The organism is Priestia sp. FSL W8-0524, from assembly GCF_038005965.1.
GTDB lineage: Bacteria > Bacillota > Bacilli > Bacillales > Bacillaceae_H > Priestia > Priestia zanthoxyli.
Map to the genome: position 1 here is coordinate 2,412,656 of NZ_JBBOUG010000001.1, position 12,226 is coordinate 2,424,881.

At 38.6% G+C, this 12,226-nt stretch carries 12 protein-coding genes; 2 read left to right on the plus strand and 10 right to left on the minus strand.

What is annotated here, in order from left to right:
• Positions 1-103 precede the first annotated feature (103 nt).
• Positions 104-973, plus strand: a complete 870-nt coding sequence (locus NST66_RS12245; protein ID WP_154991251.1) for a LysR family transcriptional regulator — start codon at positions 104-106, stop codon at positions 971-973.
• 68 nt (positions 974-1,041) lie between these two features.
• Here the strand turns inward: NST66_RS12245 and NST66_RS12250 are convergent, their stop codons facing one another.
• The 4 genes from NST66_RS12250 to NST66_RS12265 form a co-directional block, all read right to left on the minus strand.
• Positions 1,042-1,998, minus strand: a complete 957-nt coding sequence (locus NST66_RS12250; RefSeq protein WP_028408284.1) for an AEC family transporter — start codon at positions 1,996-1,998, stop codon at positions 1,042-1,044.
• A 707-nt stretch (positions 1,999-2,705) separates the two neighbouring features.
• Positions 2,706-3,110: a YkvA family protein gene (locus NST66_RS12255; protein WP_028413100.1), complete on the minus strand. Its 405-nt coding sequence runs from the start codon at positions 3,108-3,110 to the stop codon at positions 2,706-2,708.
• 99 nt (positions 3,111-3,209) lie between these two features.
• Positions 3,210-3,491, minus strand: coding sequence for a hypothetical protein (locus tag NST66_RS12260; protein WP_033579186.1), 282 nt, complete (start codon positions 3,489-3,491; stop codon positions 3,210-3,212).
• A gap of 88 nt (positions 3,492-3,579) precedes the next feature.
• Positions 3,580-4,221 (minus strand): DUF1796 family putative cysteine peptidase, encoded by a 642-nt coding sequence (locus tag NST66_RS12265; protein ID WP_028408283.1) that lies wholly within the window; start codon positions 4,219-4,221, stop codon positions 3,580-3,582.
• A 227-nt stretch (positions 4,222-4,448) separates the two neighbouring features.
• Between NST66_RS12265 and NST66_RS12270 the strand changes: the two genes are divergently transcribed.
• Positions 4,449-5,453, plus strand: coding sequence for an LLM class flavin-dependent oxidoreductase (locus NST66_RS12270; RefSeq protein ID WP_074680799.1), 1,005 nt, complete (start codon positions 4,449-4,451; stop codon positions 5,451-5,453).
• A 27-nt stretch (positions 5,454-5,480) separates the two neighbouring features.
• Here NST66_RS12270 and NST66_RS12275 read toward each other — a convergent pair whose 3' ends face one another.
• The 6 genes from NST66_RS12275 to NST66_RS12300 all read right to left on the minus strand — a co-directional run bounded on the left by NST66_RS12275 (position 5,481) and on the right by NST66_RS12300 (position 12,188).
• Positions 5,481-6,800: a (Fe-S)-binding protein gene (locus NST66_RS12275; RefSeq protein ID WP_340843396.1), complete on the minus strand. Its 1,320-nt coding sequence runs from the start codon at positions 6,798-6,800 to the stop codon at positions 5,481-5,483.
• Complete coding sequence (glcD, locus tag NST66_RS12280; RefSeq protein WP_028413097.1) at positions 6,797-8,209, minus strand: glycolate oxidase subunit GlcD; 1,413 nt, start codon at positions 8,207-8,209, stop codon at positions 6,797-6,799. Before glcD ends, NST66_RS12275 begins: the two co-directional genes overlap by 4 nt.
• Positions 8,210-8,338: 129 nt before the next feature.
• Positions 8,339-9,451: a CdaR family transcriptional regulator gene (locus NST66_RS12285; protein ID WP_155008056.1), complete on the minus strand. Its 1,113-nt coding sequence runs from the start codon at positions 9,449-9,451 to the stop codon at positions 8,339-8,341.
• A gap of 71 nt (positions 9,452-9,522) precedes the next feature.
• Positions 9,523-10,095 (minus strand): DJ-1/PfpI family protein, encoded by a 573-nt coding sequence (locus tag NST66_RS12290; RefSeq protein ID WP_155008055.1) that lies wholly within the window; start codon positions 10,093-10,095, stop codon positions 9,523-9,525.
• Between the two features lie 119 nt (positions 10,096-10,214).
• Positions 10,215-10,541, minus strand: coding sequence for an IDEAL domain-containing protein (locus NST66_RS12295; protein WP_028413094.1), 327 nt, complete (start codon positions 10,539-10,541; stop codon positions 10,215-10,217).
• A 213-nt stretch (positions 10,542-10,754) separates the two neighbouring features.
• Positions 10,755-12,188: a GntP family permease gene (locus tag NST66_RS12300; RefSeq protein WP_155008054.1), complete on the minus strand. Its 1,434-nt coding sequence runs from the start codon at positions 12,186-12,188 to the stop codon at positions 10,755-10,757.
• Positions 12,189-12,226: the final 38 nt, after the last annotated feature.

Sequence of the window (12,226 nt, forward strand, 5' to 3'; positions counted from 1 at the left end):
CCTCTCTGCTTTGGTTACACATTTAACTTTACACTTATTTTCCATACAATTAAAATATTGATAAAGTATATAATAATACCTTTAAAGTATGGAGTTGAATATAGTGGAATTAAGACAGCTGCATTATTTTATTGTCATAGCTGAAGAATTAAATGTAACTAAAGCAGCCAAGCGTCTGCACATGGCTCAGCCTCCTTTAAGCAGACAGCTAAAGCAGCTCGAAAATGAGCTGGGCCTTTTGCTTTTTGAACGAAACAATAACAAGCGCTTATTGTTAACGGCCGAAGGAGAGCTTTTTTTAAAACGAGCGAAAGAAATTGTGCAAAGGATCGAAAAATCAGTATTGGAAGTACAGGAATGTAAAAACGTAACAAATGAAAAGCTTGAAGTCGGATGTACAATCTACTGTGCATCAACGGTTCTAGATAAGCTAGCTCTTATTCAAAAACAGTATCCAAACAGTACTTTTAATATCTATGAAAACGAACCAGCTCATTTAAACGAGTTGTTGACGGATGGAAAGATTGATGTAGCAGTCACCACTACAGACTTACCTTATCAACAGGTAAAAACAAAAACACTTGCACCAGATGTCTTTGTTGTAGCAGTTCCCAAAGAAAGTAGTTATGCAACAGAAAAGATTTCAGTCGCTGAAATCGCTTCTCTCCCTCTTATTCTTCTTCGTTCAAATCGGGAAATAAGCATATACAATCGCATTATAAAGGAATTTAAAAAGATGGATATAACACCTACCATTTTATGCGAATGCCATGACTCAGCGATGCTTCTTAATTTAGTATGTCGTGGCCTTGGTGCTGCTATTGTTCCTTATTCGATGCTATCTTCTTTTTCGCTAGAACATATTAAAATTTTAAGCATAGAAGATAATCCATTTGTAATTGAGCCTTTAGTTACGTGGCGTACCGATAGTTATCTCCCCAAAATCGCTCAAGAATTTTTAAAGCTTTTTTAAGTATAAATGCACAAAAAAGGCTTTGCTAAAATAGCAAAGCCTTTTTTATTTTATATTGATATATGTGACTACATTAACCAAGAAATTAATAGCGGTAATGTAACAAGTGACATAATGGCACTAAGTACGAATGCTGAAGCTGTTTCACCAGCTAGGCTATCAAAGCGCACTGAAATCATCGCTGCTACAGCTGAACCTGGGAACGCTACTAATAACACTAATTTTACGATGTCAGCTGATGATAGACCCATTGCTGTTGCAATTCCTAACATTACAAGCGGCTGAATAGCCACTTTTAAAATCGCAATACCAAATGCCGCTGGGCTAAATTGAATTTTACGGATACCAATTGTTACCCCAACTGCGAATAGTGCCGCACCAGATGTAATTGAACCAATTTGATCTAAACTGCTTGATAGTAAATCTGGAGATTGGAACCCACATAGCACTAATACTACTGCGATTAACGGAACACAAGCTAACGGTTCAGAAAGACCGTGTAAGATTGATTTAATCGTTACTTTAAATAAGCTTTCTTCAGAATCCCCTTCACTTCTTTCGCGCTGTCCAACCGTACCAATAATAGTTGCTAAAGGATCAAGCATCGCATTTACTACGATACCCGTAATAGCGATTGGAATTGCTACTACATCCGCGCCAAACAAGCTACCTAATACGGGAATACCCATAAACGCAAACGTTGGCTGCGTAGAGTTTAAAGAGAACATAGACGCGCCTGTTAGTGAGTATTTGAATACATATTTTGCAACAAGTAAGAAAAGAACATAAAATCCAATAATACCAAGAACTAATGCTAGTAAAAACGGCCATTTTTCAATAAGCGTTTGTTTTGATGTTGTTGTAATACCAACGAATAGATGTGCAGGTAACGCAAATTTTGTTACAAGCGTATTTAACCCTTTAGATGTTGTTGCATCAAACTTTTTAAAATATCCTGCTAAATAACCTAGCAAAATAACAAAAAAGATTGGGGTTAAAATAATAAAGATTTGACTAATTTCCATTTTTGAACACTCCATTGTTTAGATTAGAATCAATCATATAAATTTGCTTTCTTAGAAAGATAATTATCTTCTAAGGCTTGTCTATGGATATTGTTTACGTCAGGCCATTCATCTCCCCTTTTGCTAAACATCTCTACAAATATGAAGTAACGTATAATGGTTCATGAAAACGCATGGACTTTGTTTTTCTGCAATCATTTATTTACTTCGAAACTGTTCATTTAATCAACATCAAATCACATAAAACTTGTCATACAATACAGTAACTCTACAACCTTAGTAAAAACTTGTCATACAATCATGTTGTTGGCTTACTTAGGCTGAAAAAAAACACCTTCAAATGAAAGATGCTTAATCTTGTGACGAAAGAAAGCGACTTCTGATTGATGAGGAAGAATCTCTAAGAGTTTGAAACTCTCAGTTAAAAAGTTCCATAATTTCACAAAGTTTTTACAAACTATCTTACTTATTTGTATATTGCTTTCTGTGACGAATTTATGAACATGTTTTAACTTAACATTTGTAGGGGAATTATTCAATTACATTGCTTAAAATTTTAATGAAAAAAATATTTTAATCCTGTTTTTTTTACATAAAACGGATTAAAATAGTCATAAAGACCTATATATTATCGGTTAAAAAGAAGATGATTCATCTATCACCTTCTTTTGCTCACTTTATTTAATAATGACATTTTGATCATAACGTTACTTTATTTTAGCATCAATAATGGAAAAATTGTGTTCTTCTGAAAACCATGTTTTGATTTTTTCTTTTGCTTTCAGTTTAACATCTTCATCAATGTACATGGCAACTTGAATCAATGCAAGCCCCAGAGCTCCTAAATCATCTGTAAATCCAACTCCTGCTGCAAAGTCCGGAATCAAATCTAAAGGAAGAATAAAATAACCTAACGCTCCTATAATCACTGCTTTTGCTTTTGGAGGAATATCAGGCTTTTGCAGCGTGTAGTATAAAAGCAGTACGGCATAAACAACGTTTGCTCCCGCTTTTTTACCAAACTTTTTAAGCTTGTCCCAAAATTTTTCTTCCGAATAATATTTGGCTGTTTCCTCTGTACGAACGGGTACAATTTCTTGTTTCTCTTCCATATCGATCACCCTTTCATCACCATATGTACTTATTATAAACGATTATCTCTACCGAATTCCATTGAGAGCTTAAACTCCATAAACCTGCACAAAGCAGGCTTATGAATTTTTTAATGAGTAATGCTTCATAACGATAGTAACTAAGTCATTCAGCGCCGTTTCACTTTTAGAATGATTTTCAAACTGCTGAATGAGATCCATATGTTCAAGCAGCACTTCGTAATTACCCGTCATCTTTCTCAGAACTTCATATGCGGAACTATTCAAATCCACTTGTATTTTCAAATCCTCCAGCTGTACTAGATACTCATTCCAGCGCTGATCTTGTTCTAGCAGCAGCAACACAATTTCTTTTATCGCCTTCCGCACATTGGACTCCATCTTTTCATCTCCTTTGATACACAGATATAACAAAGTCTATGAAAAAAACGAGCTTTTTCATTCCCGTATTACACAAAAAGAGTTTCTTTTATTTTATAACAAGCCCGCTTAAGAGCTCTTCCCATACTTTATCATCGCGCAGCACGTCCATTGAAAAAATAGGTGCATGTAAAACACATGTATAAGGCAAGTCCCAGTTAGCTTCGGACAAAAGTTCTTTTTCACTGTTTGTCAGCAGCAGTATATAGAAATCGTTTTTGACCATTCCCTTTAAAACATGCTCTAATTCTTTCGCTTCTTCATACGTTCCACCCATACGAATAAACAATATACAAGAACTGGTCTCCATTGACGTTAAAAATCGCTCCGTTCTCCGTTCATATTTTTCTTTGACTTCATTATATGAAAGCCAGTTAGTCTCCGTATTAATAGACGACGGAAAATCATGAGCAGAATCAATTTGATACACCTTATCACGCAGTCTAAGCGTGGAACCATCTCCGAAAGAACTGATATAGGTTAAGTGTTCATATACAAATAAGTCTTTACAGCGATTTTTCAACAGCTGATTGACATGAGAAAGAGAAATGCTAATACACCAATCAATCACCCCGGCTTGTTTTCGCAAAGAATATTTTTTCATATATATCCCTGGAAAACAGTTATAGCCTAAACTGTATATCATATCGTACTGCTTGCTTTTTAGTTCATTTAAAGTAACCATGTTCATCCTCCCTTCTCCTATAAAATATGACAGCTTTTTATAGAAAGAGGCGGCTTCTGCCTTATACCGTACAAGCTTTTTGCGTTTTAGGAGCTTGTGTAATAAAAGAGTAAGGAATTTTAAAAAACAACCGAAGCAAAATATTTTGGAACTCGAAAGATTATTGTTAAAATACTTGTATTCCATTGAAATAACAAGGCCTATGAAGTCTTTAAAGAAAGAAGATGAAATTGATGAGTAAAGCATTAAAAGATATTCCGATTTCCGTGTTAGATCTTTCTCCTGTAGTTGAAGGAGGAACTGTATCTGACTCACTTAGAAATACATTAGATTTAGCTCAGCACGCTGAAAAATGGGGGTATAACCGCTATTGGCTAGCTGAACATCATAATATGACAGGTATCGCAAGCTCCGCTACATCTGTTGTAATTGGTCATGTCGCTGCTGGCACGTCACGCATTCGCGTAGGCTCTGGAGGCATTATGCTTCCTAACCATTCTCCGCTTGTTATTGCTGAGCATTTTGGTACGCTTGAATCACTATTTCCAGGACGTATTGATTTAGGCTTAGGAAGAGCGCCAGGGACAGATCAGCTGACAGCGCAGGCGCTGCGACGCGACCGCAGAAGCGACGGCAGTGACTTCCCAGAACAGCTGGCCGAACTGCAAGAATACTTTAAACCTGCTTCAGAAAGTCAGATGCGTGTTAAAGCTGTTCCCGGTCAAGGTTTAAATATTCCGATTTGGCTCCTTGGCTCAAGCGGCTTTAGCGCACAGCTTTCTGCACAGCTAGGCTTGCCATTTTCATTTGCAAGTCACTTTTCGCCTAATAATACAATGACAGCTCTTAACATGTACCGTCGTTATTTTAAGCCGTCCGACGTGTTAGAGAAACCATATGCAATGTTAGGTGTAAACGTAATCGCTGCTGATACAGATAGAGAAGCTGAACGCTTGGCTACTTCTATGCAACAGCAGTTTCTAAATTTAATTCGAAACACACCGGGTAAACTAAAAGCTCCTGTGGATAATATGGATGAACTATGGACTGACTTTGAAAAAGCTTCTCTTCAACAGCAGCTGGGCTCTTCTATTGTCGGAAGTCCTGAGACGATTAAAGTCAAGCTTGAACAGTTTATTGAAGAAACAGAAGCAGATGAACTGATGATTAACGCTCAAATTTACGATCACAAAGCTCGCCTTCGTTCGTACGAAATTGTTTCTCAGCTGTTCAAATAATAAAAAGGCCGGACACGTCCGGCCTTTTTATTTGCTTTCTACTGCTTCAAGAAGTAAATCTGCAAGATGAACGGCCCTTACACTTTCTTCTACTCCTTCTCTGACTACGCCTAGCTTCATTTGAATGAGACAGCCCGGGTTTGCTGTTACAATTGTATGGGCATGGGCTTCTTTCACTTTTTCCATTTTATAATCTAAAATTTGCATAGACATCTCTTGTTCCGTTAAGTTATAAATACCAGCTGAGCCGCAGCAATGATCCGCATTTTCCATTTCATTAAACACCGTTCCGTTAATCGCTTGGATCAGTTTTCTCGGTGCGCTGGACGTTTTCATCACGTTTCTTAAATGACACGAATCTTGATACGTAATAATTTGACTTGGAAGCGATAACTTTTGTCTTTCTACAAACTGCTGCTGCAATAAAATCTCTGAGAAATCTTTGACTTTTGCAGAAAAGACCGCTGCTCTTTCTTTCCATTCCGGCTCATCTTTTAATAGATGATCGTATTCCACTAACAGCGCACCGCAGCCGCCTGCATTAAGGACAATATCATCCGCTTGAATGGATTCAAACGCCATAATATTTTGTTTTGCTAACTTTTTTGCCTGATCTTTTTCTCCGCCGTGCGCATGCAGGGCGCCACAGCACGTCTGCACCTCTGGTATAACGACCTTACACCCCGCTTTTTGTAAAAGTGCAATCGTCGCGTTGTTTGTCTCCATAAACATCGTATCCATTAAACACCCTGTAAAAAAAGCAACCGTACGCTCTCTTGTTCCTTCTGCTTCAAATAAAAAAGGACGTTTCTTCATTTCTTTTTTTGTTGGCACAGGCGGAAGCGTTTTTTCCATTTGTGCTAAATTACCGGGCAGGACGTTTAATATATTTGTTTTTTGAACAGCTTTTTGCAAGCCGCTTCTTTGATAGAAAGCAAGCAGAGAATGTACATTTTTTAATCGTTCTTTATGCGGGAAAAGCTGTTCAAACACCATATGCCTGAGCGCTTTTATCGGCCATTTATGTCGTTTTTTCTGCTGAATAATATCACGCGCTTCTTCTAATAAGTGTCCGTACTTCACACCCGAAGGACAAACAGGCTCACACGCTCGGCAGCCAAGGCAAAGGTTCAATTGTTTTTCAACGGATTCATCCGGTTCAATAAGCCCATCTACAACTCCTTTCATCAAAGCAATTCTTCCGCGCGGTGACGCTGCTTCATATTGATTGGTTTGCCCATACGTCGGACAGCTTGGCAAACAAAAACCGCATCTCATACAATTCATTAACTCGTCATAATCTAACCGTTCTTTAAACGCTTGCTGAATGTCTTTTGTTGCCGTCATGAACGAACCACCACTCTTTTTCTCGTGTCTTTAGCAAAAATTTTTCCTGGATTCATAATTCCTTGCGGGTCCAAAGCATACTTAATTGCTTTCATCGCAGCTACTCCTTCTCCGCCCATCTTCAATGCTAAATACGGTGCTTTCATTTCTCCGACTCCATGTTCACCTGTAATCGTTCCTCCAAGCTCAATGGCTTTATGAAAAATTGCTTCAAAAGCTTGTTCGACTCGGTGAAGCTCCTCTTCGTCACGCGCATCTGTTAAGCAAGTCGGATGCAGATTTCCGTCTCCCGCATGACCAAACGTACAGATTTTAACGTTGTATTTTACAGCAATTTCATTAATCGCTTTGACCATTTCACTAATTTTGGACCGCGGAACGGTTGCGTCTTCTAAAATCGTCGTTGGCTTCATTCGTGCTAAAGCAGAAAGAGCTGATCTTCTTGCTGTACTTAACGCTTCTGCTTCTGCTTGCGAAGCCGCTACTTTCACCGATACAGCCTTTCCTTCGCTGCAGATGCGTGAAATCATTTCAATATCGCGCTTCACCACTTCTGGCGGGCCATCTTGTTCAATCAATAAGACAGCGTTTACATCAGTTGGAAGCCCAACTTGGGCAAAATCTTCTACTACTTCACACGTCGGCTGATCTAAAAATTCAAGCGTAGCCGGAATAATCTTATTGGCGATAATTGCTGAAACCGTCTTGGCAGCTGCGTCCATGTCTTCAAACAGCGCAAGCAGAGTTTGTTTTGTTTCAGGTATTGGAATGAGCTTTAAAATCGCTTCTGTCACGACGCCCAGCGTTCCTTCAGAACCAACAAACAAGTTCGTTAAATCGTAGCCAGCTACATCTTTAGCCAGCTTGCCTCCTGTCTTAATACAATCGCCGTTTGCAAGAATTACTTCAAGACCAAGAACGTAATCTTTTGTTACTCCGTATTTTAAGCCTCGTAATCCTCCTGAGCATTCATTGATGTTTCCTCCAATGGTTGATATTTTCATAGAGCTTGGATCAGGAGGATAAAATAAACCTTTTGCCTCTACGGCATTAATTAAGTCTAACGTAATAACACCCGGCTGCACGGTAGCGGTTAAATTTTCTTCATCAATTTCCAAAATTTTATTCATCCGGTTAAAGGTAAGAACAATTCCGCCTTGCGTGGGACACGTTCCTGCGCTTAAATTTGTGCCAGAACCTCTTGGCACAATAGGAACGTGATCTTCATTGCATATCGTTAAAATTCTTTTCACTTGATCTTTGTTTTCAGGCATAATAACTGCATCAGGAAGCGACTGAAAGTTAGGGGTTGCGTCATAAGAATATACGAGTCTTGCTTCACTGCTATCTTGAAAGTTGGCCGATCCTACAACTTCAATGAGCTTTGCTTTTGTTCGTTCATTAAGCATAACGTTCCTCCTTATATATCTCTTAATCTTATTATAGTTGCAGAAGCCACGAGGGACTATGGATAAAAAACTAAAAAAAAGCGCTTTAAAAACTCATTTTTTGTATGTTTATCTAATGAATAGCGCACTTTATTCTAGTAGAGACAGCGCAAGGTAAAAAAGCGTGAGACCCTTTACACTTTTAGGATCAATGTCTGTTAGTTCTTTCATTTGCTTCAAGCGGTAATGAAGCGTATTGATATGAATATGTAAATCAACTGCCGTTTTTTTTAATGATTGATCATTGGATAAATAGCATTTCAACGTTTCGAGAAGCTCTTTTTCTTTTAAAAGAGCGGAAAGCACTCGACTTAAGAATTCCTTTTTTACAGGTTCAGAAACGTCTTCTAAAATCATGTCCATCAGCAGTTCCTCATAAAAAACAACGGTTTGACGTTTTGAAGCTACTTTAAGCGCTTTTTTTGCTTCTTCATATGAAGCATGCAAATCAAATTGCTCCGCTGGCTTTCCTACACCAATAGTGATGATAACTTGGTTGTTTGCTTGAATGTGCTGCTGACATTTTTTTAATTCTTCTTTAAATCCTTGTCTTACCTTTTCACCTACCGCTTCTTTCAGTAAAAGTAAGCGATCGTATCCCCAATTTGCGATATAATCTCCTTCACCTTTATGACTTTCAAACCAGTAGCGAATTGTTTCTTGTACCTGCTGCTGCTTCTTTTTCGAAAGAGATGAGTCAATTTGAAACAGCGTGCAGCAATAAGGACTGTCTACTTGTACTCCTAAAATATGACCTCGTTCAATAAATTCTGCATCTACCTGCTGGCTATAAATCCATTCACGAAAAAAAGCTTCTACTCCTTTATTTTCCCATTCCTTTGTTTCTATGTAGTATGCTTCGCGAATAATTAACTCTGTTAATCTTCGAATAATATCTGCAAAAGGCTCAACAGCTTCTGGAGTACCTGTAATGCCAATAACGCCAATAATGTCTCCTTGATAACTGATAGGCAAATTAATTCCTGGCTTAACTCCTTTTAAATCTGCTGCTTCTTTTTTAGAGATATATAGTTTTTGCTTTTTTTGCATCACGTTCCACGCGCCTTCATGAAAAAAACCAACCCGCTTTTCTTCTGTAGACGCAATAATAATTCCGCGTGGATCCGTTACAATTACATGTTCTTTCATCACCAGCTGTACTTCTTTTATAATTTTCTTCGACAGTTCAGACACTAGCTGCACGTTGTTTACACCTCACCTATCATCAATTAAAAGAGCTGAAAGAATGGTTTTCTCTCAGCCCGCTTTTTTTATTATGCGTTCACTTTTTCAGTTTTTTTTAGCACGTTAAAAAACTCTTTCATAAATTTAGGTAAATCCGGCCAAGCTTGTCCGGTTACTAAGTTTCTGTCTACGTGGAGCGTCTGTTCAACAAATACAGCACCCGCCGCTTCTACTTCCGGACGGCAAGCAGGATACGCTGTCACTTCTCTGTCTTGCAGATACTCTCTAACCGTCGTTAACACGAGCTGACCATGACAAATAACGCCTAAAGGTTTGTTTTCTTTTAAAAAATGAGCGGCAATTTCCTGAACTTTTGTGTTCATTCGAATATATTCAGGCGCTCGTCCTCCAGGGATAATAAGTCCGTCAAAATCAGCGGGATCCATTTCATCTACAGAAGCATGAGAATCAATTTTATATCCCGTTTTTTCTGTGAATGTTTCCATTTCTGGAAGAAAATCATGAACAACCGTTTGGAGTTTCTTTTTCACGGGAGAGGCAATGGTACACTGAATATCTTCTTCTAAACAGCGATAATACGGATAAAAAACTTCTAAAGCCTCCACGGCATCTCCTGTTAAAATCAAGACACGTTTACTCATCTTTTATCACCTTTTCTTTTAATGTCGTCATTTACTTCTTCTCGCAAGCTGCTTTCCATTCCTGCTTTTCCCCTAGGAATAATAAAAAAAGCAGGGCCTTCATTCCTTTACTAGGAATGTCAGCCTTGCTTTTTATCTTGTACTCTTTTTAATTCAGCTGTTAATTCAATAAACCAAGCTTCGTCTTTTGTTAGCAGCGCAAGATCAATCAATGAAAGAATCTGCTCTTCGTGCGCCGTTTTTTGAAGGGGCAGCTTCTCTATTTTTTCATCCATCATGCCAATGGTTGTGCCGACCATTTTTTCATCATCACTTTTCACTACATTGATTAGTGCGGCTTTTTTAGATGGATTAATCGTTTTTATATATCCGTATATAAGTTCACCGTCGCGAGACTTTCCTTTGACCCAGTCGCCTACTTTTAAATTTCCTTCAAATAGCTTCACAGTCATTCTCCTTTCTTCATAAACATGCTAAGAATTAATGTAACGGCATATAGTATTCTAGAAAGTAGTGTAATCATAATACTTACAGTTTAGAAAGTCAAAGAATCTGTTTTAGAGCAAAAGGCTCGATATACAAAATCACTGCAACAATAAAAAAATCCGAACGATTTATCGTTCGGATCTTTCTTCAACTACACTCAGCCTCTTTATTTGTTATACGAGTCCAGTTAAGCTGTAGATTCCAATGATTAAGAAACATGCAAGCGTTTTTATAACAGTGATGGCAAAAATATCTCGGTAAGACTGCTTGTGGGTTAATCCGGTAATAGCAAGCAGGGTAATAACGGCTCCGTTATGAGGAAGCGTATCCATACCGCCTGATGCCATCGCTACAACTCTGTGCATAACTTCAGGAGGAATATTGTATTGATTAATAGCTTCTACATACTTATCTCCCATCGCACTAAGCGCAATTCCCATACCTCCAGAAGCGGATCCTGTAATACCGGCTAAAATGTTTGTCGTAACGGCTCCATTGACAAGCGGATTTGTAAAGGTATGTGAAATACCATCGCGAACGGTTGCAAAGCCAGGAAGAGATGAAATAACGCCTCCAAAGCCATACTCAGCTCCCGTGTTCATCGCAGCGAGAAGCGCTCCGCCAATACTTGCGTTAAGACCCGCTTGGAAACCGGTGGTCACTCTCTTCCAGTCATACGCAATCGTCGTAATAATTCCAATAACAAGTGCTAACTCCACTGACCAAATACCAACAACTGCGGTTAAATCTACTTTTCCGAACGCTTCAAGGCCAATTTTGGCAAAATCAAAACCGTCTGGGTACCACTTTGGAATAGAAACAGTAAAAAATTTGTTTGCAACCCCTACAAGCACGAGCGGAACAAACGCTAAAATCTGTCTTGCTATGCTAGGTTCATATTTAGGTTCTGTAGAAGGTACAGACTCTTTTTCTAGCTCTGCAGCAGCTGCTAGTTCATTATTAAATCCGTAGTAGCCTTCTCCAGCTTTTCTTGCTTTTTTACTTCGACTTTCTAAATACCAAAGACCTAAGCTAAAAACAATAACTGATCCGATAATCCCCAGTGTCGGAGCAGCATAGATGTCTGTTTTAAAAAAAGTCGTTGGAATAACATTTTGAATTTGCGGTGTACCCGGAAGTGCATCCATGGTAAACGAAATAGCTCCTAATGCAATCGTTCCCGGTACTAATCGTTTTGGAATATTCGCTTCGCGGAATAAGTTAGCCGCAAACGGATAAACTGCAAACGCAACAACGAATAAACTTACGCCGCTGTAGGTTAAGATTGCTCCCATTAAAACAATCGCCAAGATCGCACGTTTAGCCCCCACGACTTTAACAATTGTTTTCGCAATCGATTCAGCGACTCCAGACATTTCAACCATCTTCCCGAAGACTGCTCCTAATAGAAAGACAGGGAAGTAGTTTTTAATAAATCCAACCATTTTCTCCATAAAAACGTTTGAGAAAAATGGGAGTGCATAGCTTGGTTCCGTTAAAATAACGGCTAGCAGCGCACAAAGTGGAGCAAACAAAATAACTGAAAATCCGCGGTAAGCAACCAGCATCAAAAGCCCCAGAGACAGCAAAATAATCAGCAAATCCATAACGTTTCCCCTTTCATCCCTCATTCAATTTGTCTTGA

Coding starts and splice junctions, on each gene's coding strand:
- glcD (WP_028413097.1), bottom strand. CDS start 8,209: ATGCTTAATGAACGAACAAAAGCAAAGCTCATTGAAGTTGTAGGATCG.
- NST66_RS12265 (WP_028408283.1), bottom strand. CDS start 4,221: ATGAACATGGTTACTTTAAATGAACTAAAAAGCAAGCAGTACGATATG.
- NST66_RS12270 (WP_074680799.1), top strand. CDS start 4,449: ATGAGTAAAGCATTAAAAGATATTCCGATTTCCGTGTTAGATCTTTCT.
- NST66_RS12260 (WP_033579186.1), bottom strand. CDS start 3,491: ATGGAGTCCAATGTGCGGAAGGCGATAAAAGAAATTGTGTTGCTGCTG.
- NST66_RS12300 (WP_155008054.1), bottom strand. CDS start 12,188: ATGGATTTGCTGATTATTTTGCTGTCTCTGGGGCTTTTGATGCTGGTT.
- NST66_RS12250 (WP_028408284.1), bottom strand. CDS start 1,998: ATGGAAATTAGTCAAATCTTTATTATTTTAACCCCAATCTTTTTTGTT.
- NST66_RS12255 (WP_028413100.1), bottom strand. CDS start 3,110: ATGGAAGAGAAACAAGAAATTGTACCCGTTCGTACAGAGGAAACAGCC.
- NST66_RS12290 (WP_155008055.1), bottom strand. CDS start 10,095: ATGAGTAAACGTGTCTTGATTTTAACAGGAGATGCCGTGGAGGCTTTA.
- NST66_RS12275 (WP_340843396.1), bottom strand. CDS start 6,800: ATGACGGCAACAAAAGACATTCAGCAAGCGTTTAAAGAACGGTTAGAT.